Annotated in this window: 19 protein-coding genes; 5 read left to right on the top strand and 14 right to left on the bottom strand. The window is 73.4% G+C overall.

The genetic code is table 11. The features are described from left to right. Positions 1–125: 125 nt before the first annotated feature. The 3 genes from IE244_RS15485 to pyrG form a co-directional block, all read right to left on the bottom strand. Positions 126–2,189, bottom strand: coding sequence for a tetratricopeptide repeat protein (locus IE244_RS15485; protein ID WP_191874110.1), 2,064 nt, complete (start codon positions 2,187–2,189; stop codon positions 126–128). Positions 2,190–2,385: 196 nt separating this feature from the next. After that, positions 2,386–3,012 (bottom strand): NUDIX domain-containing protein, encoded by a 627-nt coding sequence (locus IE244_RS15480; protein WP_191874109.1) that lies wholly within the window; start codon positions 3,010–3,012, stop codon positions 2,386–2,388. An 83-nt stretch (positions 3,013–3,095) separates the two neighbouring features. Next, positions 3,096–4,763: a CTP synthase gene (gene pyrG, locus IE244_RS15475; protein ID WP_191874108.1), complete on the bottom strand. Its 1,668-nt coding sequence runs from the start codon at positions 4,761–4,763 to the stop codon at positions 3,096–3,098. Positions 4,764–5,346: 583 nt separating this feature from the next. On the opposite strand from pyrG, the gene IE244_RS15470 reads away from it, so the two are divergent. The 3 genes from IE244_RS15470 (at position 5,347) to IE244_RS15460 (ending at position 10,292) form a co-directional block, all read left to right on the top strand. Continuing rightward, positions 5,347–7,149: a glycoside hydrolase family 15 protein gene (locus tag IE244_RS15470; protein ID WP_031162419.1), complete on the top strand. Its 1,803-nt coding sequence runs from the start codon at positions 5,347–5,349 to the stop codon at positions 7,147–7,149. Between the two features lie 72 nt (positions 7,150–7,221). Next, the gene (locus IE244_RS15465; RefSeq protein ID WP_191874107.1) at positions 7,222–8,601 is read left to right on the top strand and encodes an FAD-binding oxidoreductase; all 1,380 of its coding nucleotides are present in this window, start codon (positions 7,222–7,224) and stop codon (positions 8,599–8,601) included. Between the two features lie 44 nt (positions 8,602–8,645). Further along, complete coding sequence (locus tag IE244_RS15460; protein WP_191874106.1) at positions 8,646–10,292, top strand: PucR family transcriptional regulator; 1,647 nt, start codon at positions 8,646–8,648, stop codon at positions 10,290–10,292. Positions 10,293–10,299: 7 nt separating this feature from the next. Here the strand turns inward: IE244_RS15460 and IE244_RS15455 are convergent, their stop codons facing one another. From IE244_RS15455 to IE244_RS15430, 6 genes are all read right to left on the bottom strand, one after another. Continuing rightward, positions 10,300–11,436, bottom strand: a complete 1,137-nt coding sequence (locus tag IE244_RS15455; RefSeq protein WP_191874105.1) for a glycosyltransferase family 4 protein — start codon at positions 11,434–11,436, stop codon at positions 10,300–10,302. A gap of 267 nt (positions 11,437–11,703) precedes the next feature. After that, complete coding sequence (locus IE244_RS15450; RefSeq protein ID WP_191874104.1) at positions 11,704–12,456, bottom strand: hypothetical protein; 753 nt, start codon at positions 12,454–12,456, stop codon at positions 11,704–11,706. A 20-nt stretch (positions 12,457–12,476) separates the two neighbouring features. Continuing rightward, positions 12,477–14,219 carry a DNA repair protein RecN gene (recN, locus tag IE244_RS15445; RefSeq protein WP_191874103.1) on the bottom strand — a complete coding sequence of 581 codons (1,743 nt, stop codon included), beginning with the start codon at positions 14,217–14,219 and terminating at the stop codon, positions 12,477–12,479. A gap of 39 nt (positions 14,220–14,258) precedes the next feature. Then, on the bottom strand, positions 14,259–15,164 hold the full coding sequence (locus IE244_RS15440; protein WP_031162432.1) for an NAD kinase: 906 nt from the start codon (positions 15,162–15,164) through the stop codon (positions 14,259–14,261). Next, entirely contained in the window at positions 15,161–15,976 is an 816-nt protein-coding gene (locus IE244_RS15435) for a TlyA family RNA methyltransferase (protein WP_031162435.1), read from the bottom strand. The genes IE244_RS15440 and IE244_RS15435 overlap by 4 nt, the downstream gene beginning before the upstream one ends. 58 nt (positions 15,977–16,034) lie before the next feature. Further along, positions 16,035–16,313, bottom strand: coding sequence for a hypothetical protein (locus IE244_RS15430; protein ID WP_191874102.1), 279 nt, complete (start codon positions 16,311–16,313; stop codon positions 16,035–16,037). A gap of 42 nt (positions 16,314–16,355) precedes the next feature. Between IE244_RS15430 and IE244_RS15425 the strand changes: the two genes are divergently transcribed. Then, the gene (locus tag IE244_RS15425) at positions 16,356–16,703 is read left to right on the top strand and encodes a sterol-binding protein (RefSeq protein WP_191874101.1); all 348 of its coding nucleotides are present in this window, start codon (positions 16,356–16,358) and stop codon (positions 16,701–16,703) included. On the opposite strand, the gene IE244_RS15420 is transcribed toward IE244_RS15425, so the two are convergent. From IE244_RS15420 to IE244_RS15405, 4 genes are read right to left on the bottom strand one after another with little or no spacing between them, the layout of a single operon-like run. Next, on the bottom strand, positions 16,687–17,538 hold the full coding sequence (locus IE244_RS15420) for an ABC transporter ATP-binding protein (protein WP_191874100.1): 852 nt from the start codon (positions 17,536–17,538) through the stop codon (positions 16,687–16,689). The two genes, IE244_RS15425 and IE244_RS15420, sit on opposite strands and share 17 nt — an antisense overlap. Further along, on the bottom strand, positions 17,535–18,581 hold the full coding sequence (locus IE244_RS15415) for a FecCD family ABC transporter permease (protein WP_191874099.1): 1,047 nt from the start codon (positions 18,579–18,581) through the stop codon (positions 17,535–17,537). The genes IE244_RS15420 and IE244_RS15415 overlap by 4 nt, the downstream gene beginning before the upstream one ends. Beyond that, positions 18,578–19,621, bottom strand: a complete 1,044-nt coding sequence (locus IE244_RS15410; RefSeq protein WP_191874098.1) for a FecCD family ABC transporter permease — start codon at positions 19,619–19,621, stop codon at positions 18,578–18,580. Before IE244_RS15410 ends, IE244_RS15415 begins: the two co-directional genes overlap by 4 nt. A gap of 55 nt (positions 19,622–19,676) precedes the next feature. Further along, positions 19,677–20,705, bottom strand: coding sequence for an HAD hydrolase-like protein (locus tag IE244_RS15405; protein ID WP_191874097.1), 1,029 nt, complete (start codon positions 20,703–20,705; stop codon positions 19,677–19,679). 73 nt (positions 20,706–20,778) lie between these two features. Here IE244_RS15405 and IE244_RS15400 point away from each other — a divergent pair, with 73 nt between their 5' ends. After that, positions 20,779–22,062, top strand: coding sequence for a DUF1015 domain-containing protein (locus tag IE244_RS15400; protein WP_191874096.1), 1,284 nt, complete (start codon positions 20,779–20,781; stop codon positions 22,060–22,062). 99 nt (positions 22,063–22,161) lie between these two features. Here the strand turns inward: IE244_RS15400 and IE244_RS15395 are convergent, their stop codons facing one another. Then, on the bottom strand, positions 22,162–22,929 hold the full coding sequence (locus tag IE244_RS15395; protein WP_191874392.1) for a tetratricopeptide repeat protein: 768 nt from the start codon (positions 22,927–22,929) through the stop codon (positions 22,162–22,164). Positions 22,930–23,238: the final 309 nt, after the last annotated feature.

Genomic DNA, 23,238 nt, shown 5'->3' with positions numbered 1-23,238 from the left:
AGGGTATGGGGGGGTGCATTACATGACATACCCAGGCATGCAGAGCACACCGGGAGACACCGCAGGAGAACGTGCGGCAGAGCCAGTTTAATGAAGGCGTTCCGCCTGTCTAGCCTTTCATTGCATCAATCTTCGTTGGATGCACTACGGATTTCGCAGGCGTTAGCGTCTTGATTCGGGCTTGTCCCACTCTCCTGGGCCTCCTCGTCCAGCATGCGCCCGGCCGCCGCGCGGTGCAGACGGGCGGCGGTGGGGTCCCCGAGGTGCTCCAGCGTGTCGGCCAGCCGGAGCTGCACCGCGGCCTGCAGTCGGACGTCCTCGGCGCGCCGCGCCCACTCCACCGCCTCCTGGCAGGTGCGCAGCGACTCCTCGAACCGCCCCGCGTACTCCTGCACCCGGGCCAGCTCGCTCAACGCCCGCGCGTGCGCCGCGACATCGCCGCGCCTGCGGTGACCGGCGACGGCGGCCCGCCAGTTCCTGAGGGCCTCGCCGTAGCGGCCCGCGTAGGTGTGGGTGGTGGCGATCCGGCCGTACAGCCGGGCGACCTGCTCGCGCTCGCCGCGGGCCAGCCGCTCGGCCAGGGCCCGGCCGAACCAGTCGGCGGCCCGGTCGTAGTCACCGAGCTCCTGGTACGCGCCACCTACGGATTCCATTGCGCGACCCGTGGCGTACGGGTCATTTGCTCTGCGTCCGGCGTCCAGAGCCAACCGATATCGTGCCAGCGCGGCCCGGGTACGGCCGGTCTGCGCGTCCACGTCACCCAGGTTCAGCAGCGCCGCGGCCTTCTCCCGGACCAGTCCCCGCCGCTCGGCGACATCGAGGACGAGGCTGTGCACGTCGTACAGGTCGGCGGCGGCCGCCTGGGTGCCGACATGCGCGACCAGGGCCCTGACCAGCTGGGACATCAGCCGCCGGGCCAGGGTGTCGAGCTCGCCGTCGGCCACCGCGAGACGCGCGGACGCCAGCAGCGCGGGCCGCCGGACGAGCAGCCAGTCGGCGGCCGCCCGGGGACTGGGGAAGCGCACCTCGCGCGGCATGGCGTTCAGCTTCTCCCGGGCCTGCGGGCTGTCCGTCTCGGTGATCGCCCGGCAGGCCTGCAGCAGCCGCACGGTGCGCTCCAGCATCCGGGCCCGGGCCAGCTGCAGCTCCGCGGGCCGCTCCTGCCCCTCGGCGAGGGCGCGCAGCAGGGGGTTCAGACAGCCGGGGACCTTGTACTGGGGCAGCGGGGAGTCCACCGTGCGCAGCAGGCCGACGGCGACGAAGTCGTCCAGGGCGGCGCGGGCGGCGTCGACCGAGCAGCCGGCGAGGGCCGAGGCCGTGTGCGGGTCGATCAGACCGGCCGGGGCGAGGGAGAGCAGGGGCAGCATCCGGGCGGCCGGGCCGGGCAGCTCGCTGTACACGTGCCGGAAGACGCGGGCCAGCGGGGTGCCGTCCGTGCCGTCGTCGGCGGTGTGCAGCCGCTTGGCGAGGTCGGAGACGGCGGACTTGGGACGGGCGGCGAGCCAGCCGCCGGCCAGCACGAGCGCTGCCGGATGACCCTGGCAGGCCTCGACCAGGCTCTCGGCGGAGCGCGGATCGACCGTGACGCGGACCGCGCCGGTGTAGCGGATGAGCAGTTCCACCGCGGACTTGGTGTCCAGACCGCCCAGGGTGCAGGGCCTGACGTCCGCGATGCCGGTGAGCGGACCCGAGGAGACGGCCACGACCAGGCAGTCCGGGGCCTCCGGAAGCAGCGCGTCGACCTGCTCGGCGCCGGCCGCGTCGTCCAGCAGCAGCAGGGCGCGCCGGTCGGCGAGGGCGGTGCGCAGCGCCGCGGTGAGGTCGTCCTCGGCGGCGCCGGCCGGGGCGGGCAGCTCCAGTGCGGCGAGCAGCTCGCGGGCGGCGCGCGCGACCGGGACGGGGGTGCCGTCGGGTTCGCTGAGCCGGGCCCGCAGCACCCCGTCCGGGTAGCCGTCCGCGACCTGTCGTACGAGTTCCTCGGCGAGGGCGGTGCGGCCGGAGCCGGGGCGGCCCGCGATCAGGAGCACGCGCGCGCGGGGCGCCTTGCGGCCGGAGAGGGTGTCCAGACCGGCGCGCTCGATGTCGGCGCGCAGCTCCTTCAACTCCCTTGTACGGCCCAGGAAACGGTCGTCCGCGTCCGCGTGCGCCGACAGCCGCACGAAGCCTGTGTCCACCGCCTGATCCGTCACGGGCCACACTCCCGTCCCACCGCACGCGCAGGCCCGGCGGATCTCCCGCCACGAACGTGCGCCTCTCCTGGCTCGCTTCTTGGCTCGCTCGCGACGAGCCTAGTTCACGCGCTGCGACGGGCCGGGAGGAGCGCGGCGGACGAATCCCCTGATCGGATCAGGCGATGGTCACACCAGTACGCCGAACGGGTGCGGTTCAGGAAGCGAAGGGGCGGGCCGGCCAGGGGGCGTCGGCCGGGCGCAGCGCGTCGAGGCCGTCGCCGCTGCGGGCGGCCATCAGGGAGAGGACCCCGACGACCAGGCAGTTGTTGTGCAGACCACCGGCCAGGACGCCGCGCACCAGTTCCTCGACCGGCACGCGCGCGTGCTCCATGTCGGTCTCCTCGTGCTCCGCCGCGAACCGCTCGCCCTCGGCGGCGGACAGGTCACGGGCGAGGAAGATCCGTACGGCCTCGTCGCAGCCGCCGGGCGTGGTGTAGACGTCCGTCAGCACCCGCCAGTCATCGGCCTTGACGTGCGCCTCCTCGTACAGCTCGCGCTGGGCGGCGTGCAGCGGGTTCTCACCGGGCACGTCGAGCAGGCCGGCCGGGATCTCCCACAGCTTGTGGCGCACCGGGTGGCGGTACTGCTTGATCAGCAGGACCCGGTCCTCCCGGTCCAGGGCGAGGACGGCGACCGAACCGGGGTGGACCTGGTAGTCGCGGCGGACCACCGAGCCGTCGGGCATGACCACCTCGTCGGTGCGCACGGAGGTCTTGTTGCCCGTGAAGGGGGTCTCCGTCGCCCGGATCTCCCACTCCTCCGCGGTGTCCTTGATCGTCATGCCCTGTCCTTCCACACATGCACGAGCGGCCGGGGCGCGATCGTTCTGAATGTCCGCGCCCCGGCCACCGTACAACTCTTGTGTTACTGCGAGATCTTCCGCTCCACGGCGGCCTTCACCAGGCCGGCGAACAGCGGGTGCGGACGCGTCGGCCGCGAGCGCAGCTCGGGGTGCGCCTGCGTGGCGACCAGGTACGGGTGGACGTCACGCGGGTACTCCACGTACTCGACGAGCTTGCCGTCCGGGGAGGTGCCCGAGAACTGGATCCCTGCCTTCTTCTCCAGCTCCGTGCGGTAGGCGTTGTTCACCTCGTAGCGGTGGCGGTGCCGCTCCTCGATGTACTCCTTGCCGTCGTACACCTCGCGCACGATCGAGCCCTCGGCCAGCTTGGCCGGGTACATGCCCAGGCGCATGGTGCCGCCCATGTCGCCCTCACCGGCGACGATGTCCAGCTGCTCGGCCATGGTGGAGATGACCGGGTGGCCGGTGGCCGAATCGAACTCGGTGGAGTTGGCGTCCGGGATGTCGGCGAGGTTCCGCGCGGCCTCGATCACGATGCACTGCAGGCCCAGGCAGAGGCCGAGCAGCGGGATCTTGTTCTCGCGGGCGTAGCGGATCGCGCCGACCTTGCCGAGCACACCGCGGTCGCCGAAGCCGCCGGGGATGCAGATGCCGTCGACGTCGCCGAGCTGCGCCTTGGCGCCCGCCGGGGTCTTGCAGTCGTCCGAGGTGACCCACTTGATCTTCACCCGGGCACGGTTGGCGAAGCCGCCGGCGCGCAGCGCCTCGGTGACCGACAGATAGGCGTCGGGCAGGTCGATGTACTTGCCGACCAGGGCGAGGGTGATCTCGTGGTCGGGGTTGTGGACGCGGTCCAGCAGGTCGTCCCAGGTCGTCCAGTCGACGTCACGGAACGGCAGGTCGAGCTTGCGCACGACGTAGGCGTCCAGGCCCTCGCCGTGCACGGTCTTCGGGATGTCGTAGATCGAGCGGGCGTCCGGGCAGGCGACCACGGCGGCCTCGTCGACGTCGCACATCAGCGAGATCTTCCGCTTGATCGCGGTCGGGACCTCGCGGTCGCAGCGCAGCACGATCGCGTCGGGCTGGATACCGATGTTGCGCAGCGCGGCGACCGAGTGCTGGGTCGGCTTGGTCTTCAGCTCGCCGGAGGGGCCGATGTACGGCAGCAGCGAGATGTGCACGACGAAGACGTTGTCCCGGCCGACCTCGTGGCGCACCTGGCGGACGGTCTCCAGGAAGGGCAGCGACTCGATGTCGCCGACCGTGCCGCCGACCTCGGTGATGACGACGTCGACCTCGTCCGTCGCCATGCGCCGGATCCGGTGCTTGATCTCGTTGGTGATGTGCGGGATGACCTGCACGGTGTCACCGAGGTACTCGCCGCGCCGCTCCTTGGCGATCACGGTCGAGTAGACCTGGCCTGTAGTGACGTTGGCGCTGCCGTCCAGGTCGCGGTCGAGGAAGCGCTCGTAGTGTCCGATGTCCAGGTCGGTCTCGGCACCGTCGTTGGTGACGAAGACCTCACCGTGCTGGAAGGGGTTCATCGTGCCCGGATCGACGTTGAGGTACGGATCCAGCTTCTGCATCACGACGCGCAGGCCACGGGCCTTGAGCAGCATGCCCAGGCTGGAGGCGGTCAGGCCCTTGCCGAGCGAGGAGGCGACACCCCCGGTGACGAAGATGTGCTTGGTCGTCGTGGCTGTGCTGTGTCGGAAAGCAGCGGGCGGCATGGCCAAGAGGGGGCTCCCGTGGTCGCGGTCTGTCGTGCGGTGCGGCTGCCGGCCCGGAGGTCTCCGGGGGTGCCGTCGCTGCGGTTCGGGGGTTTCAGGCCCACCGGTCCACGGGCTACCAGGGTATCAGCGCCTGGACGAGATGGCTTCCGGCCACGCTCCGCGCTCGGCCGGGCACGGGGCGGCTCCGTCGCGCCGCCCCGGAGTGACTCGCTCACCCGCCGAATCCAGGGCAGGTCGCCCCATGCGTCAGCACAGGCACACAGAAGTCACACGTTCATCACCCGCTGCTCACCCGTTCGGCCCACACGGGTTGCCCGGAGCGGCACGCAGATCATCTACGTGCGTCGTATCCTGCTCGGACACTCGCTGCCGAGCCCGGCCGGAACGACGGCACACCCCCGCCTGCACCACCCGGAACAACGAGAGCGCGGCAGTTCGTTGAGCAAAGACTGTCGTGTTGCCTCAGGGCTCGGCAGGCTGCTTTGCTTCACCGCTCAACGACGCACAACAACGACCCCTTGACCGCACTAGCGACAGCCCCCTGTGCGGGGGTGACGTGGCCGTTCGACTGGAGTTGCACGTGGCCGGGCGCATCGAAGACTACGCACTCATCGGAGACATGCAGACCGCGGCACTGGTCTGCCGGGACGGCACGGTGGACTGGCTGTGCCTGCCCCGCTTCGACTCGCACGCCATCTTCGCCGGCCTGCTGGGCACCGAGGAGCACGGCTTCTGGCGGCTCGGCCCGGCCCACGCGGCCGACGCGCAGCCGCCCGCGGCCGCCCGGCGGAGCTACCGCGGCGACTCGCTGATCCTGGAATCGGAGTGGGACACCCCGCGCGGCACGGTCCGGGTGACCGATTTCATGCCCCCGCGTGAGGGCGCGCCGCAGCTGATCCGGATCGTGGAGGGCGTCACCGGCCGGGTGCCGATGCGCTCCGCCCTGCGGATGCGGTTCTCCTACGGCCGTGTGGTGCCCTGGGTGCACAAGCACGAGGGCCGCACGGTGGCGGTCGCCGGGCCGGACTCGGTGTGGTTCGACACGGAGGCCGAGACCTACGGAAAGTCGCTGACCACGTACGCCGACTTCACCGTCGCCCCGGGTGACCGGATCGCGTTCACCATCTCGTGGCAGCCCTCGCACAAGGAGCCGCCGGCGCTGCCGGAGCCGGAGACCTCGCTGGAGGCGACGGAGGACTTCTGGCGGGAGTGGGTCGAGCACTGTACGTACCACGGGCCGTACCGCGAGGCGGTGGTCCGTTCGCTGATCACCCTGAAGGCGCTGACGTACGCCCCGACCGGCGGCATCGTCGCCGCGCCCACGACCTCGCTGCCGGAGGACATCGGCGGCGTCCGCAACTGGGACTACCGCTACACCTGGCTGCGCGACGCCGCGATCACCCTGTCGTCCCTCCTGCGCACCGGCTACCGCGAGGAGGCCCGCGCCTGGCGCGAGTGGCTGCTGCGCGCGGTCGCCGGCGACCCGGAAAACCTGCAGATCATGTACGGCATCGCCGGCGAGCGTGAGCTGGGCGAGGCCGAGCTGGACTGGCTGCCGGGCTACGAGCACTCCGCCCCGGTCCGGGTCGGCAACGGCGCGGCGCACCAGCTGCAGCTGGACGTCTACGGCGAGGTCACCGAGGCCCTGCACCTGGCCCACATGACGGGCCTGGCCCGCAACGACTACGCCTCCCTGCTCCAGCTGAAGCTGATCCGCTACCTGGAGGACCACTGGCAGGAGCCGGACGAGGGCATCTGGGAGGTGCGCGGCCCGCGCCGGCACTTCGTGCACTCCAAGGTGATGGCCTGGGTCGCGGTGGACCGCACCATCAAGCTGATCGAGTCCGGGGACGCGGACGGCCCGCTGGAGCGCTGGAAGGAACTGCGCGACGACATCCACCGGGACGTGTGCGAGAAGGGCTACGACAAGGAGCGCAACACCTTCACGCAGTCCTACGGCTCCCAGGAGCTGGACGCCTCGCTGCTGCTCATCCCGCAGATGGGCTTCCTGCCGCCGGACGACAAGCGGGTGATCGGCACGATCGAGGCGATCCAGCGCGAGCTGTCCACGCCCGACGGGTTCATCCTGCGCTACCCGACGGAGGGCGACCACGCGGGCGTCGACGGTCTGCCCGGCGACGAAGGGGCCTTCCTGGCCTGCTCGTTCTGGATGGCGGACGACCTGGCGATGATCGGCCGGGTGGACGAGGCCCGCAAGCTGTTCGAGAAGCTGCTCGCGCTGCGCAACGACCTCGGTCTGCTGGCGGAGGAGTGGGACCCGCGCCTGCAGCGGCAGGTGGGCAACTTCCCGCAGGCGTTCAGCCACGTGCCGCTGATCGACACGGCCCTGCGGCTGACGGCCTCCGGGGCGTACGGCGGTTAGGTCCCCGCGCCCCTTCGGGGGCGCACCGCCCGGCCTAGGCTGGAAGGTGGACCCTGCCGGAAGGGGGCTGCCATGGCTGCCCGTTCCAAGGCGGGCGCGGCGCTGACCGCGCTCCGCGAGGATCTGGTCGGGGACGTGTTCGCGCCGGGGGACCCCGGTTACGACGACACCCGGACGGCCTTCAGCACCCTGCCCGACCGGCGCCCGGCCGTGATCGCGCAGTGCGCGGACGCGGCCGACGTGGTGCGTGCCGTCCGCTTCGCGCGCGAACTGGACCTGCGCGTCGCGGTGCGCGGCGGCGGACACGGCCTGGCAGGGGCCCGGATCGACGGCGCCCTCGTCGTGGACCTGCGCCGGATGCACCAGGTGACCGTCGACCCGGCGGCCGAGGCCGTCCGGATCGGGGGCGGCGCCACGATCAGCCACCTGGACCGGGCCACCCAGCCGTACGGCCTCGCGACCACCGGCGCGCGTGCCTCCACCACCGGTGTCGGCGGCTTCGTCCTGGGCGGCGGCACCGGCTGGCTGGACCGGGCCTTCGGCCTCGCCGTCGACAACCTCCTCGGCGTGGAACTCGTCACCGCCGAGGCCGAGCGGGTGCACGCGAACGCCGACGAGAACCCGGACCTGTTCTGGGCGCTGCACGGCGGGGGCGGCAACTTCGGCATCGCCACCGCGCTCACCCTGGAGCTGCACGAGCTGCCGGAGTTCTCGGTCGTGCAGCTGCTGTGCCTGCCGGAGTCCGGTCCGGACGTGGTCCGCACCTTCCGCGAGATCATCCACAGCGGACCCGACGAGGTGAGCGGCGCCGTGCGCTACCGCACCGGGCCGCCCGCGCGGTACACACCGCCGGCGCTGGTCGGCGAGCTGGTCTGCGCGGTCCTGCTGACCTACGCCGGCGGCGAGGACGACCTGCGCAAGCTCGCCGAGCCGCTGCTCGCGCTGCCGCACGAGGCCGAGCTGGCCGGTGACCTGCCGTACGCCGACCTGCAGTGCCTGCTCGACGATCCGCCCGGGCTGCGCGGCCACTGGTCGGCGGAGTACCTCGCCGCGCTGCCGGACGACGCGGTCGACCTCTTCTGCGCCCGCGCCGCCGGCATGCCGGTGCCGGCCGGCGCCCAGCACATCCTGTTCCCGCAGGGCGGGGCGATCCCCGCCGGTCCCCGCGCGTACCCGGTGGCGTACCGGGACGCGCCCTGGGCGGTGCACCCGTTCGCCCTCTGGGAGGACCCGGCCGACGACGGGCGGGCCATCGCCTGGGTGCGGGACGTACGCGCCGCCGTCCGGCCGTGGAGCACGGGTGCCGTCTGCCTCAACCTCATCGGTGACGAGGGCCCCGAGCGGGTCAGGGCGGGCCTGGGCGAGGAGAACACCCTGCGCCTGGCGAAGGTGAAGCGGCGCTGGGATCCCGACAACGTCTTCCGCTTCAACCACAACATCCGGCCGATCTAGCGAGGAGCTGTCCTGCGGGCGTTTGCGCAGGTAGCGTCCGCTGCATGGACAGCCGCACGGACAACCGACTCGACACCCAGGGCGCCGGGATCACCCTTCAGCGGGCGCTGGAACTGCCCGGGCTGCGCAGCGGGCTGCCGGAGATCCTGGCGGGTGCCGACCGGCTGGGACGCACGGTGCGCTGGGTGCACGCGGGCGAGGTGCCGAACATCGCCTCGCTGCTCAAGGGCGGCGAGCTGCTGCTCACCACCGGCTACGGCCTCGGCACCCGCCCGGCCGAGCAGCGGGCGTTCGTGCGCACGCTCGCCGAGCGCGGGATCGCCGCCCTGGTGGTGGAGCTGGGCCCGCGCTTCACGCGCTTGCCGGCGGCCCTGGTGGACACCGCCCGCAGCGCGGGGCTGCCGCTGGTGCAGCTGCACCGCGAGGTGCCGTTCGTGACCGTGACCGAGGAGATCCACACCGAGATCGTCAACGGCCACTACGCACTGCTCCAGCGGGCCGAGGAGGTGCACCGGCGCTGCACCGAGGCGCTGCTGGGCGGCGGCGGGGTGCCGCAGGTGCTGGGCATCCTGGCCGGCTTCAGCGGCAACCCGGTGTTCCTGGAGACGGCCGACGGCCGGCTGCTGTACGCGGCCGGGGAAGGACCCGAGGGCGCCGATCCGCTCCAGGTGTGGGAGGGGCTGCGCGGCCCGCACAAGGACGCGCCGCCGCCCACCGGCTCGGTGCTGGTGGACGTGCCCGGCGGCGGCCCGGGGACGGCGGGCTCGGTGCGCGCCCGGCTGGTCCTGCTGCCGGTCCGCTCCCCGCTGACCCCGGTCCACCGGATCGCCGCCGAGCGGGCCGCGGGCATCCTGGCCGTGGTGCTGATGCAGGCCCGGCAGGAGGAGGAGCTGGCCGCCCGGGGGCGCGGTGACTTCCTCACCGATCTCGCCGAGGGCCGGATCACCGCCGAGGACGCCCCGGCGCAGGCCCGGGTCCTCGGCTTCAAACCCGGCGACAGCCCGCTGCTGCCCGTGGTCATGCGGATCGGTGACTCCCTCTCCCCCGGCGGCGGCTGGGCGGTGCTGGCGCGTGCGGTGTCCGAGGAACTGGCCGCGGTCGGGGTGCCGGTGCTGCTGGGCGTGCGGCCGGTGGAGGGGCGGGTGCTGGTGCTGCTGGGCCTGCGCTCGGAATCGGAGCGGTCGACGGTCGCGGACCGGGTGGCGGCGGCGCTGCGGGCGGGCGTGGAGCGGGCCGGGATGCGCCGGCCGGGGTCGCCGCCGCCGGTGGTGGTCGTCGGTGTGGCGGGCGGCTGGGCGGCGGCGTCGGCCGGGCTCAGACACGCGGCGGAGACGGCGACGGCGGCCCAGGGCCTGACCGACCGGCCCTGGTACGACGCCCGCCGCCTCGACATCGATCTGCTGATGTGGCGGCTGCGCGACCACCCTGACCTCGCCGCGTTCGTGGACCGCGCGATCGGCCCGCTGCGCGACCACGACCACCGCTCCAAGCCGCCGCTGCTGCCGACCCTGGAGACCTATCTGGCGCACGCGGGGCGCAAGGCCGAGACCGCCCGGGAACTGCACCTCAACCGCCAGACCCTCTACAACCGCCTCGCCCGTATCGGCGAGTTGCTGGGCACCGACCTCGACGACCCGCAGACGGTCCTGGCGTTGAGCCTCGCCCTCCGGGCCCGCCGGCACGTGCCCTGAGGCGGGCTCAGGGCAGCGGCCGGGGCTGCGTCAACTCGTCGTACACGCTGAGCACCTGGGCGACCGTCTCGTCCTCGCTCGGCCAGCCGGCGGCCTGCCGCACGCCCCGCTCGCGCAGCTCCTCCCGGCGCTCGGGGTCCGCCAGGAGCCGTACGACCGCGTCCGCGAGCGCCTTCGGGTCGGCGTACGGGACGAGTTCGGCCGCGTCGCCGACGAGGTCGGGAATGCCGCCGACCCGGGTCGCGACGAGCGGCACGCGCGCGTACAGCGCTTCCTGGGCGAGGACGGACCGGGACTCCCAGCTGCTGGTCAGCAGGGCCAGATCCGCGGCGGCGAGCAGCTCGGGCACGTCCTCGCGGCGCCCGATGAGCCGCACCGGCAGCTCCTCGTCCTCGATCCGCCGCTGCAGCAGCGCCCGCAGCGGCCCCTCTCCCGCGATGACGACCAGCGGCACGGGGTCCAGGGCGCGCCAGGCCCGGGCAGCGTCGAGCAGGACCTCGTAGCCGCGCCGGCGGTCGAGGGAGCCGACCGCGACGAGCAACGGACGGCCGGTGGCGCCGAGTTCGGCGCGGACCTTGGGGCGCAGCAGGTCGGGGTCGTCGAGCACGACGGGCCGGCGCTGTCCGGGCAGGCCGACGGCGGCGAGCCGGGCGTCCCTCGCCCCGGTCCGCCTGGCCCGGTCCACCAGGTCGGAGCTGGTGCCGAGGACCACGGCCGCCGTCCGCATCACCCGTCGCTCCAGCAGCCGCAGCAGATGCGCCCGCGGGCCCTCCGCCTCGGCCCGGTTGTGCCAGGTGACGACGAGCGGGGTGGGCCGGCCGCTGAGCGCGAGGACGGCCCGGAAGGAGGCGTGCAGCCCGTGCGCGTGCACCAGGTCGGCCCTCGCGCAGGCCGTCCGCAGTGCGGCCACCGAGACGGGGTCGCTGCTGCGGGGCACGTGCACGTGTTCGGCACCGGCGCCGGTGAAGTCGTAGGCCCGGTCGGCCTCGACGGGGGCGCACACCGTGACCCGCACGCCCCTCGCCGCGAGCCCCTCGGTCAGCGAGCGCACATGCGCGCTGCTGCCGGCGTTGCCTCCGCCCAGCACCTGCACGGTGCGCAGCGGCGACTGGCCGTGCGGTGCGTTGCTGCTCAGGGGGGTCACGGGGGCCGGCGCTCCTGGTTCGGCGTGGGCGGTCACGAGGAAACGTACAGAAGGTAGCGGGATCATGGGGGCGGAAGGTCGTACCCCGCGCGCCTCCCGCGCGGACCGTGTCCCCTCAAGCATGCCAGGGGGAGCCGCCGTTACGGGAAATCCGGAGGGCGCACAGTGCGGCGGGCCGGGGCAATGCGCCGGAGCACGTCACCCACACGGGTGAGTGAGGCCCGGCGAGGCCGACCGGCGCCCCCCGCCAAGGGCGAGGTCAGACCCTCACAGCGCCCGCGCCCAGGCACTCACCCGGTCCCCGTGCACCGTGGCGGCCACGACCGCGACGGCGTGCGCGAGAAGACCAGGGCGCTGGTTACCGGCCACCACGGCCGCCCCCAGCGCCGCGCCGAGGGCATGCGCCCCCGTGTCCCCGATCATCGCGCGCTCCCCGAGATCGTCGGGCAGGACGGCCGCGGCGGCGCCCACCGCGGCGGCCGCCAGCTCCCCCGCCGGACCGCCGCGCAGCAGCCCCGGCGCCCCGAGCGCGAGCACGGCACCGGCCGCCCGGCCGGGCCGTACGTCGAGCAGGTTGACGACGTGCGCGGCCCCGGCGATCACGACACCGGCGAGCACCCTGTCGAGGAACCGCTCCTTCATCAGCGCACCGGCCACCAGCCCGGCCGCCGATATCCCGAACAGCTTCACGGCCCCGCTGGTGATCTCGCCCTCCCGCAGGGCCCCCAGATGCGCCCGGAACCCGCGCCGCGGGTCCCCGGCCCCGGCGACGTCGTCGTACGCCCCGCACACCCCGGCCGCGAGCACGGCGAGCCCGGCACCGGGGTACGCCCGGCCGGCTCCGACGGCGGCGGAGACGGCGCAGGCGGGCCCGGCGTACAGCTCGACGGTCCGCCCCGCGTAGTTCGTCCGCTCCCACCGCTCCCGTCCGCCGGGCGGCCGACTGCGGAACAGGGCCTGCCCGGCCCGGGTGAGCGCGGCGGACAGGAGGAAGGAGCGGGACTTTCGCCTGGTGATCATCCCGCCACCCTGGAACCCGCCTACAGGTCGGCCCGCGCCGTCGCCAGCAGTTCCTCCGCGTGCGCGCGGGCCGTCTCGGAGTCCTCCTGGCCGGCCAGCATCCGCGACAGCTCGCGGACGCGCTCCTCGCCCTCCAGCACCTTCACGCCGGACCGGGTGACCGTCCCGTCGTTGGTCTTCTCGACCAGCAGCTGCCGGTCGGCGAACGCGGCGACCTGGGGAAGGTGGGTGACCACGACGACCTGCGCGGTCCGGGCGAGCTTCGCCAGCCGCCGCCCGATCTCGACCGCGGCCTTGCCGCCGACACCGGCGTCGACCTCGTCGAAGAGATACGTCGGCACCGGGTCGGTGCCCGCGAAGACGACCTCGACGGCGAGCATCACCCGGGACAGCTCACCGCCGGACGCACCCTTGGCGATGGGCCGCGGCGGCGCGCCCGGGTGCGGGGCGAGCAGCAGCTCGACCTCGTCGACGCCCGCCGGGCCGTAGGCGACCGGACGTCCACCGACCTCGACGCCCTGCGGGTCCTCGGTCTGGCGGATGTCGAAGGACACGCGTGCGTGGGGCATCGCCAGCGAGGCCAGCTCGGCGGTCACGGCGGCGGCGAACCGCTCGGCCGCCTCGGCCCGCGCGTCCGTCAAGGCCTGCGCGAGCCCGCCCAGTTCCGAGCGCAGCGCGTCCCGCTCGGCGGCCAGCTCCCCGATCCGCTCGTCGTCGCCGTCCAGCTCGGTCAGGCGCGCGGCGCTCTGCTCGGCCCAGGCGAGTACGGCGCCGACGTCGTCGCCGTACTTGCGGGTGAGGGTGGTGAGGGCCGCCCGGCGCTCCTCCACGGCGGCCAGCCGCAGCGGATCGGCGTCGAGGTCGTCGGCGTACCCGGCCAGCTCCCCGGCGACATCGCCGAGCAGGATCCCGATCTCCCCGATCCGGTCGGCGAGGGAGGCCAGCGCCGGATCGTGCGACCGCACGGCCTCCAGCGCCCGGTGGGCGCCCGCGACCAGCGTCGAGGCGTCGATGCCCTCGGGGTCCTCGGGATTGCCCGCGAGAGCGGCGTGCGCGACCGCGGCGGCGGACGACAGGGCCTCCGCGTGCCCCAGCCGCTCGGCCTCCTCGGCGAGCTCGGCGTCCTCGCCGGCCCGCGGCTCGACGGCGGCGATCTCCTCCAGCCCGTACCGCAGCATGTCGGCTTCCTGCGCCCGCTCACGCGCGCGCGTGGTGATCTCCTCCAGCTCGGCGGAGACGGCCCGCAGCCGCCGGTAGGCCTCGGTGTACTTGGCCAGCGGTACGGCGACGGCGTCCCCGGCGTACCGGTCCAGGGCCTGCCGCTGCCGGGACAGCTTCAGCAGCCCCTGCTGGTCGGTCTGCCCGTGCACGGCCGCCAGGTCGTCGGCCAGCTCGGCGAGCAGCCCGACCGGCACCGAGCGCCCGCCCAGATGGGCGCGGGAACGTCCCTCGGCGGAAACGGTACGGCTGATCAGCAGGGCCCCGTCGTCCAGCTCGGCCCCGGCCTCCTCGGCGCGTACGACGGCGGCGGCGCCCGCGGGGACGGTGACCCGCCCCTCCACGACCGCCTTCCCGGCCCCGATCCGCACGAGCGCCGGGTCCGCCCGCCCGCCGAGCAGCAGCCCCAGGCTGGTGACCACCATGGTCTTGCCCGCACCCGTCTCACCGGTGACGGCGGTGAACCCGGGCGACAGCTCGACGACCGCGTCGTCGATGACCCCGAGCGACCGTATCCGCATCTCCTCCAACACGGAACAGACCATACGAGGTCCGGGGCGGGGAGTGCACACAGGCCGCTCTTTCTAGTGAGGCGCCCCTCGCCACCCGGTGGTCGGCAATGCGAACTTCGCCACGAGCCGGTCGGTGAAGGACGAGTGGTGCAGCCGGGCCAGCCGCACCGGCACCGCCCCCCGCCGCACCTCCACCCGCGCTCCGGGCGGCAACTCCACGGTCCGCCGCCCGTCGCACCACAGCACACCCGGCGGGATGTGCGGCAGAACCTCCACCGCGAGCACCGAGTCCGGGGACGTGACCAGCGGCTTTGCGAAGAGCGCGTGCGCACTGATCGGCACCATCAGCAGCGCCTCCACCTCGGGCCACACCACCGGCCCGCCGGCGGAGAACGCGTACGCCGTGGACCCCGTGGGCGTGGACAGGATCACCCCGTCACACCCGAACTCCGACACCGGGCGCCCGTCGATCTCCAGCACGACTTCCAGCAGCTTCTCGGCGCCGGCCTTCTGCACGGCCGCCTCGTTCAGCGCCCAGTCCGTGTGCACGATGTCGCCGTTGCGGTGCACGACGACATCGACGGTCATCCGCTCCTCGACCTCGTACGACCGCGCCACCACCCGGTCGACCACCCGATCGAGGTCATCGCGTTCCGCCTCCGCGAGGAACCCGACGCGCCCCAGGTTGACGCCGAGCATCGGCACCCCGGACGCCCGCGCGAACTCCGCGCCCCTCAGCAGCGTGCCGTCACCGCCGAGTACGATCAGCAGCTCGCACCCGTCGAGGCACTGCGGAGTGGCCTCCTTGACCAGCTGCACCTCGTCCGGCAGCGGCAGGTCGCGCGCCTCCTCCTCCAGCACCCGCACCCCGATGCCATGCCGCAGCAGGCCCTTGACGACGAGTTCCGCACTGCGGATCGCCGCGGGCCGCCCGGTGTGGGCGAGCAGGAAAACAGTACGCGCCAGGTTCTGTGTCAACGCGGCCCCTCCGCCACTGCACGGTCGACGTCGGCCGGGTCCACCTGGGGTGCCCCCGCCCGCAACCAGAGAAAGTACTCGACGTTCCCCGAGGGCCCGGGCAGCGGACTGGCGGTGACTCCCCGCACCCCGAGCCCCAGCTCCCAGGCCTTCTCGGCCACTCCGCGCACGGCCTCCGCCCGCAGCTGCGGACTCCGTACGACACCTCCGCTGCCGAGTCGCTCCTTACCCACCTCGAACTGCGGCTTGACCATCATCACCAGGTCGGCGTCCGGCTTCACGCACCGCTTGAGGGCCGGCAGCACCAGTCCGAGCGGGATGAAGGACAGATCACCCACGACAAGATCCACAGGTTCCCCATCGATCGCGTCGAGCGTCAACTCGCGTACGTTCGTACGGTCCTTGACGGTGACGCGTTCATCACTCTGCAAAGTCCAGGCGAGCTGTCCGTATCCGACGTCCACGGCGACGACGTGCGCGGCCCCGGCGCGCAGCAGGACATCGGTGAAACCGCCGGTGGACGCGCCGGCGTCCAGCGCGCGCCGGCCCCCGACCACGAGCCCCTGCGGCACGAAGACCTCGAACGCTCCGGCGAGCTTGTGCCCGCCGCGGGAGACGTAGTCCGGGTCGCTGTCGTCGGCCTGGACCACGATCGCGGCGGCGGTCTCCACCTGCGTGGCCGGCTTGGTCGCCACGGCCCTGCCGACGGTGACCCGGCCGGCGGCGATCAGCTGGCTGGCGTGCTCACGCGAACGCGCGAGCTTGCGGCGGACCAGCTCCGCGTCCAGACGGCGACGTGCGACTCCTGCCACGTTCGGTTCAGCTCCTGCTCTGGTGGTACGACGATCAAAAGGTGCCACCCGAAGGATCTCACTGAGGGGCGGCGGTCGGGTGACGGGTGGGAGCCGGAGGTCCCGGCCGGGCGTCGAGCGCGGTGAGCGCGTCGCGCAGCCCCCGGTGCACATCCTCGTACACCTCCATGTGCCCGTCGGTGCCGAGGTGGTCGGCGTCGGCCAGCCGCTCCAGCAGGGCGTCGACCGCGGCGTTGCCGGTGGGGGTGCGGGGGACGGCCAGGGGGGCCGGGGCCGCGGGGTCGTACGGGGACTCGGCCGCGGTGACGCTCCGGGCCTCGGACACGGACTCGCTCATGCCCAGACGCTACCCCGAACCGCTGGGGTACCGTCGTGGGCGATGGCCACGATCGAGGAGTGCCGCACCGCGCTGGGAAAGCTTTCGGACAACATGCAGGGCTCCGAGGGCGACGTACGCGCGGCCGCCGCCCTGGACCGCTCGGTGAGCTGTCACATCACCGATCTGGGCGTCACCTTCGTCGGCCGGATGACGGGCGGCCGGATCGAGGTGGACGAGACGCATCCCGGGCCGCCGCGTGAGAGGGCCCAGATCAGGCTCGCCATGGCCGGGGACGACCTGGTGGCCCTGGTGGGCGGCGAGCTGAACTTCGCGACCGCCTGGGGCTCGGGCCGGGTCAGGCTGGAGGCGAGCCTGCTGGACCTGTTCCGGCTCAGGAAGCTGCTGTGATCCGCTCCGCCCGGGCCTTGCGCGAGGCCGGCACCACCAGCGGGGTCCCGGTCTCCGGGTCGTCGATGACCTGACACCGCAGCCCGAACACCTGCTCCACCAGTTCGGCCGTGACGATGTCGTTCGGTGCGCCCTCGGCGATCACCTCGCCACCGCGCAGGGCGACGAGGTGGGTGGCGTAGCGGGCCGCGTGGTTGAGGTCGTGCAGGACGGCGACCAGCGTCCGCCCCTGGGTCTCGTGCAGCTCGGCGCACAGGTCGAGGACGTCGATCTGGTGCTGGATGTCCAGGTAGGTGGTCGGCTCGTCCAGGAGCAGCAGCGGGGTCTGCTGGGCGAGCGCCATGGCGATCCACACCCGCTGCCGCTGCCCGCCGGACAGCTCGTCGACGTACCGGTCGGCCAGCTCGGCGACCCCGGTCTGCCGCATGGACTCCTGGACGACCCGCTCGTCCTCCGCCGACCACTGGCGCAGCAGGCCCTGGTGCGGGTAGCGGCCCCGGCCGACGAGGGCGGCGACGGTGATGCCGTCGGGCGCGAGGGACGACTGCGGCAGCAGGCCCAAGGTCCGCGCCACCTTCCTGGCGGGCATCGACTGGATGACCTGACCGTCCAGGAGCACCCGGCCCCCACTGGGCTTCAGCATCCGCGACAACGCCCGCAGCAGCGTCGACTTGCCGCACGCGTTGGGGCCGACGATCACCGTGAAGGAGTTGTCGGGGATCTCCACCGACAGCTGTTCGGCGATGACGCGCTGGTCGTAGGCGAGGGTGACGTTCTCGGCGGACAGGCGGTTCACGGTGCTCCTCTTGCTGTCTGACTCGGGGACGGCGCTCATATCCGGCCCGCCCTGCGCTCGGTGACCAGCAGCCACAGCAGATAGCCGCCGCCGAGCACACCGGTGACCACGCCGACGGGCAGCTGGTCGGCGCCGAAGGCACGCTGCGAGACCCAGTCGGCGGCGACCAGCAGGGTGGCGCCCATGCACAGGGAGGGCAGCAGGTTCGGGCCCGGCGAGCGGGTCAGGCGCCGGGCGAGCTGCGGCGCGGTGAGCGCGACGAAGCTGACGGGGCCGGCTGCCGCGGTGGCGGCAGCGGTGAGCAGCACGGCGGAGACCATCAGCACCAGCCGGGTGCGCTGCACCCGCACCCCGAGGGCGTTCGCGACGTCGTCGCCCATCTCCATCATCCTCAGGCCGCCCGCGCCCGCGAGGACCAGCGGGACGAGGACGGCGCACAGGGCGAGCAGCGGCCAGACCTGGTCCCAGTCACGGCCGTTTAGGGAACCGGTCATCCACACGACCGCGCGGGCCGCGTCGACCAAGTCGGCCTTGGTGAGCAGATAGCCGTTGACGGCCGTCATGACGGCGGACACGCCGATGCCGACCAGCACGAACCGGTACCCGTGCACGCCCTGCCGCCAGGCGAGCAGGTAGATGGACAGCCCGGTGACCAGACCGCCGGCCAGCGCGCCCAGGGTCACCTGGGTGGCGCTGCCGGACATCAGCACGATCACGACCAGCGCGCCGGCCGTCGAGCCCTGGGAGAGGCCCAGCACGTCCGGGCTGCCGAGCGGGTTGCGCGAGACGGCCTGGAACAGTGCGCCGCCGAGGCCGAGCGAGGCGCCGACCAGGAGGCCGACCAGGACGCGCGGGAGCCGCAGCTCGTTGACGATGAAGTCCTGGTACGTGGTGCCGTTCCCGGCGAGGGTCCGCAGCACGTCGGCCGCGGGGATCTTCGCGTCGCCGGTGCCGATCAGCGCGACCCCCGCGGCACAGGCGGCGGCCAGCAGCAGGACGACGACGATCAGGGCCCGCAGGTCCAGGCGCAGGGAGAGCCCGCCCGGAGTGCGTACGGCCCGGTACACGGAGCGGGTCTTCACAGCTGGGCCGTCCTCCGCCGTCGTACGAGAAAGATGAAGACCGGCCCGCCGATGAGCGCGGTGACGATCCCGACCTGCAGTTCCGAGGGGCGGGCCACCACCCGGCCGATGACGTCGGCGCCGAGCAGCAGCGCGGGCGACAGGACCGTGGCGTACGGCAGGATCCAGCGCAGGTCGGGGCCGGTGAAGGAGCGCACCACGTGGGGGACCATCAGGCCGACGAACATGATCGGGCCGCACGCGGCGGTGGCGGCGCCGCACAGCACGGTGGCGGCCAGCATGGCCAGGGCGCGGGTGCGGCCCAGGTGGGCGCCGAGGGCGCGGGCCGTGTCGTCGCCCATCTCCATGGCGTTCAGCGGCCGGGCCAGCACGAGCGCCAGGACGGCGCCGGCCGCGAGGAACGGAAGCACCTGCCAGATGGTCGAGTCGGTGGCGGAGGCCAGCGAACCCACCGTCCAGAAGCGCATCTTGCCCAGCGCCGCGTCGTCCATGATCATCACGGCCTGGAGGTAGCCGTACAGCGCCGCACTGATCGCCGTACCGGCGAGCGCGAGCCGGACCGGGGTGGCGCCCCGGCTGCCACCGAGGAACCACACCAGCGCGCCGACGGCCGCCGCGCCGAGGAAGGCGAACCACACATAGCCGGTGAGGCTGGTGACGCCGAAGTAGGTGACGGCCGTGACGACGGCCGCCGAGGCACCCGCGTTGATCCCGAGCAGTCCGGGGTCGGCCAGCGGATTGCGGGTGAGCGCCTGCAGCACCGCGCCCGCGAGGCCGAGCGCGGCACCGGCCAGCAGGCCCAGGAGCGTGCGCGAGAGCCGCTCGTCGACGACCACGTCGCCGTACGTGCCCCTGTCGTGGAACAGACCGTGCCAGACCTGGTCCAGCGAGAGCGCTTTCGCCCCGATCGCGATGCTCGCCACGGCGACGAGCACCATGATCGCGACGGACAGCAGGAGCCCAAGGGCCCTGGCCGCCTGGCGGGTTGGGGGCGCGGGGGCGGTCTCCGCGCGCTGTTCCGGAGGACTGTCGACCAACACGAGGTTAGGTTAGCCTACCCTCGGTGCCGCTCTCGATCCCCGGGTACGCAACGCGTCAGAGTCCCAGCCGCGCCAACGCCTTCCCCCCGTCCAGCGCGCAGGAGCCCTCCCCGGCCGCCGTCCAGGCCGCCGCGCACAGCGCCCGCAGGCCGTCCAGCGCCTCGCCGTCCCCCTCCAGCTCCAGCCGGTCCGCCCCGGCCGTCGCCGTGAACCCGCCGCAGCGAAAGCCCCCCGAGAGCGCGGTCACCTCCGGCTGCCCGGTGAGCAGCCCGCGCAGATCGGCGTCCACGTACGTCGGCCGGTGCCGGGGCGGCGCGGCCAGCAGCTGGAGCCCGTCGGTGACACCCGTCAGCACCAGCAGCGAGTCGACCCCGCCGTTGAACGCGCCCTCGATGTCCGTGTCCAGCCGGTCCCCGACCACCAGCGGCCGCTCCGCCCCCGTCCGGATGATCGTCTCGCGGTGCATCGGCGGCAGCGGCTTGCCCGCCACCTGCGGCTCCGCGCCCGTCGCGATCCGTACGACCTCCACGGCCGCCCCGTTGCCCGGCGCGATACCCCGCCCGCTCGGAATCGTCAGATCGGTGTTGGAGGCGAACCACGGCACCCCGCGCGCCACCGCGTACGACGCCTCCGCGAACCTCCCCCAGGCCAGATCCGGCCCGCCGTACCCCTGCACGACCGCCGCCGGATCGTCGTCCGCCGACTCCACCGGGGTCAGCCCCCGCTCGCGCAGCGCCACCCGCAGCCCCTCACCGCCGATCACCAGCACCCGCGCCCCGGCCGGCACCTGCTCACTGATCAGCCGCGCGACCGCCTGCGCCGACGTGATGACGTCGTCGGCACCCGTCGGTATGCCCAGCTCCGTCAGATGCCCGGCCACCGCGTCCGGGGTCCGCAGCGCGTTGTTGGTGACGTACGCCAGATGCATGCCGCCCGAGCGCGCCACCGCCAGCGAGTCGACGGCGTGCGCGATCGCGTTCCCGCCCGCGTACACCACCCCGTCCAGATCGAGCAGCGCCGTGTCGTACGCCTCGCTCAGGGGCTGCCCACTGCCCTCGGGCCTCGTCCTGACCGCCTGGCTCATTCCACATCGCTCCTCGTTCGAAGGCCTTTCCCCCGATCATCCCGCACGCCACTGACACACGTACGATGCCGGGATGAACACTGCAGGTCACTCGGAAGCAACGGCGCGCCGAGGCCTGGAACTCAACCCGTTCCGCGGCCTTCGCTACGACCCGGACCGGGTCGGCAGCCTGGCCTCCGTCACCTCCCCGCCGTACGACGTCGTCGTGCGCCCCGACGGGGTGCACCACCTCCAGTCGGCCGACCCGCACAACATCGTTCGGCTGATCCTTCCCCAGGCCGGCACCCCCAGCGCCCGCACCGAACAGGCGGCCGACACCCTGCGCCGCTGGCTGGACGAGGGCATCCTCACCGCTGACCCGGAACCCGGCCTGTACGTCTACGAACAGCGCGACGGCAACGGGATGCTCCAGCGCGGTGTCATCGGCGCGCTGCGGGTCTCGGAACCCGCCGAGGGCCTGGTGCTGCCGCACGAGGACGTCATGCCGCCCGTGGTCGCCGACCGCGCGGCCCTGATGCGGGCCACGCGCGCGAACCTGGAGCCGCTGCTGCTGACCTACCGCGGCGACGGCACGGCGGCCGAGGTCGTCGAGCGCACGGCGGAGAAGCCGCCGCTGCTGGACACCACCACCGAGGACGGCTTCCACCACCGCCTCTGGTCCATCACCGACCCCGCCGACCTGGCCCGCGTCCAGTCCGAGCTCGCCCGCCAGCAGGCCCTGATCGCCGACGGCCACCACCGCTGGGCCACCTACCTCCGGCTGCGCGCGGAGCACCCCTCCCCCAGCCCCTGGGACCACGGCCTGGTCCTGCTCGTCGACACCGCCCGCTACCCGTTGCGCGTCCGCGCCATCCACCGTCTGCTGCACGGCCTGCGTGTCGCGGACGCGCTCGCGGCGGTGGAAGGGCTGTTCCGGGTACGACACCTCGAGGTACCGCTCGCCGAGGCGCTGGAGACGCTCGCCGACGCCTCCTGCGCGGGCAACGCCTTCCTGCTGGCCGGCGACGGCGCCTTCCACCTGCTCGACCACCCCGACCCGGACCTGCTGGCCCGGACGATCCCGGCCGACCGCCCGCAGGCCTGGCGCTCCCTGGACGCCACGGTCCTGCACGCCACACTGCTCGACCACGTCTGGCACATCCCCGAGGACTCCGCGGCCCACATCGCCTACATCCACGACACGGCCGCGACGGTCGCCAAGGCGGAACACGACGGCAGTACGGCCGTCCTGATGCACCCCGTCCGCGAGGAGGTCGTACGCGACCTGGCCCGCCAGGGCGTGACGATGCCCCGCAAGTCGACGTCGTTCGGCCCCAAGCCCGCGTCGGGGCTGGTGTTGCGGGCCCTGGAGATCTGAGCGCCGGAGACGCGAGCGCCCGGAACGCCCAAGAGGGCAGGCTCCGCGGGGAGCCTGCCCTCTTCTCGTCCACCGGCCACTCGTCGGCCGGCTGGGACGTCAGTCCTCGTCGCCGTCCTCCTGGGACGGCTTCTCGGGCTCGCTCTCGCCCTGGCTCTCGCCGTCGCCCTCGCCGTCGCTCTCGCTCTCGTCGAGGGCGTCGACGAACTCCACGCCGTCCAGCTCGGCCAGCCGGTCCGAGGCATCCGTGCTGCTGTCCCGGTCGGCCTCGACGGCCTTCGCGAACCACTCCCGCGCCTCGGCCTGCCGGCCGGCGGCCAGCAGGGCGTCGGCGTAGGCGTACCGCAGACGCGCGGTCCACGGCTGGACCGCGTTGGAGGCCAGCTCCGGGCTCTGCAGGGTCACGATGGCGGCGTCCAGCTGACCCATGTCACGCCGGGCACCGGCCGCGACCAGCCGCATCTCGACCTGACCCGCCTTGTCCAGCTTGTGCACCTCGGAGGCACCGGCCATGTCCAGCGCCTTCTCCGGCCGCCCGAGCCCACGCTCGCAGTCGGCCATCACCGGCCACAGCTCCACGGCGCCGGTCATCCGCCGCGCGGCCCGGAACTCGGCGAGGGCCTCGGAGTACTTCTGGTTCGCGTACGCCGCGAACCCGGCGGCCTCGCGTACGGCGGCCACGCGGGACGCCAGACGCAGGGCCACCCTCGAGTAGCCGTAGGCGCCCTCGGGGTCCTCGTCGATGAGCCGGGCCACCATCACCAGGTTCTTGGCGACGTCCTCGGCGAGCGTCTTGGGCAGGCTCTGCAGCTCCTGCCGGACGTCCTTGTCGATCTCGTCGCCGGTGACGTCCTCCGGGATCGGCAGCCGCTTGATCGGCTCCCGGTCACGGTCACGGTCACGCTCATCGCGGAAGCGGCCACCGCCCCGACGGTCGTCGCGCCGGTCGTCCCGACGGTCGTCACGCCCCCGGAAGCCGCCGGGCCGACCGCCGCGGTCGTCCCGGCGGGGTCCACGGCCACCACGGTCGTCGCGACCGCGGAACCCACCGCGCTCGCCCCGGTCGTCTCGCCGGTCGTCGCGGCGGTCGTCGCGCCTGTCGTCACGGCGGAACCCGCCACGGTCGCCGCCGCGGTCGCCGTAGCCGCCACCCCGGTTGTCGTCGCGGTCACGCCG

The organism is Streptomyces filipinensis (assembly GCF_014649495.1).
GTDB classification, from domain to species: domain Bacteria; phylum Actinomycetota; class Actinomycetes; order Streptomycetales; family Streptomycetaceae; genus Streptomyces; species Streptomyces filipinensis.
Note: the sequence above shows the minus strand (reverse complement) of the source record. Positions and strands in the feature narration are given on the sequence as shown.

Coding starts and splice junctions, on each gene's coding strand:
- IE244_RS15480 (WP_191874109.1), bottom strand. CDS start 3,012: ATGACGATCAAGGACACCGCGGAGGAGTGGGAGATCCGGGCGACGGAG.
- pyrG (WP_191874108.1), bottom strand. CDS start 4,763: ATGCCGCCCGCTGCTTTCCGACACAGCACAGCCACGACGACCAAGCAC.
- IE244_RS15465 (WP_191874107.1), top strand. CDS start 7,222: ATGGCTGCCCGTTCCAAGGCGGGCGCGGCGCTGACCGCGCTCCGCGAG.
- IE244_RS15460 (WP_191874106.1), top strand. CDS start 8,646: ATGGACAGCCGCACGGACAACCGACTCGACACCCAGGGCGCCGGGATC.
- IE244_RS15450 (WP_191874104.1), bottom strand. CDS start 12,456: ATGATCACCAGGCGAAAGTCCCGCTCCTTCCTCCTGTCCGCCGCGCTC.
- recN (WP_191874103.1), bottom strand. CDS start 14,219: ATGGTCTGTTCCGTGTTGGAGGAGATGCGGATACGGTCGCTCGGGGTC.
- IE244_RS15430 (WP_191874102.1), bottom strand. CDS start 16,313: ATGAGCGAGTCCGTGTCCGAGGCCCGGAGCGTCACCGCGGCCGAGTCC.
- IE244_RS15425 (WP_191874101.1), top strand. CDS start 16,356: ATGGCCACGATCGAGGAGTGCCGCACCGCGCTGGGAAAGCTTTCGGAC.
- IE244_RS15420 (WP_191874100.1), bottom strand. CDS start 17,538: ATGAGCGCCGTCCCCGAGTCAGACAGCAAGAGGAGCACCGTGAACCGC.
- IE244_RS15405 (WP_191874097.1), bottom strand. CDS start 20,705: ATGAGCCAGGCGGTCAGGACGAGGCCCGAGGGCAGTGGGCAGCCCCTG.
- IE244_RS15400 (WP_191874096.1), top strand. CDS start 20,779: ATGAACACTGCAGGTCACTCGGAAGCAACGGCGCGCCGAGGCCTGGAA.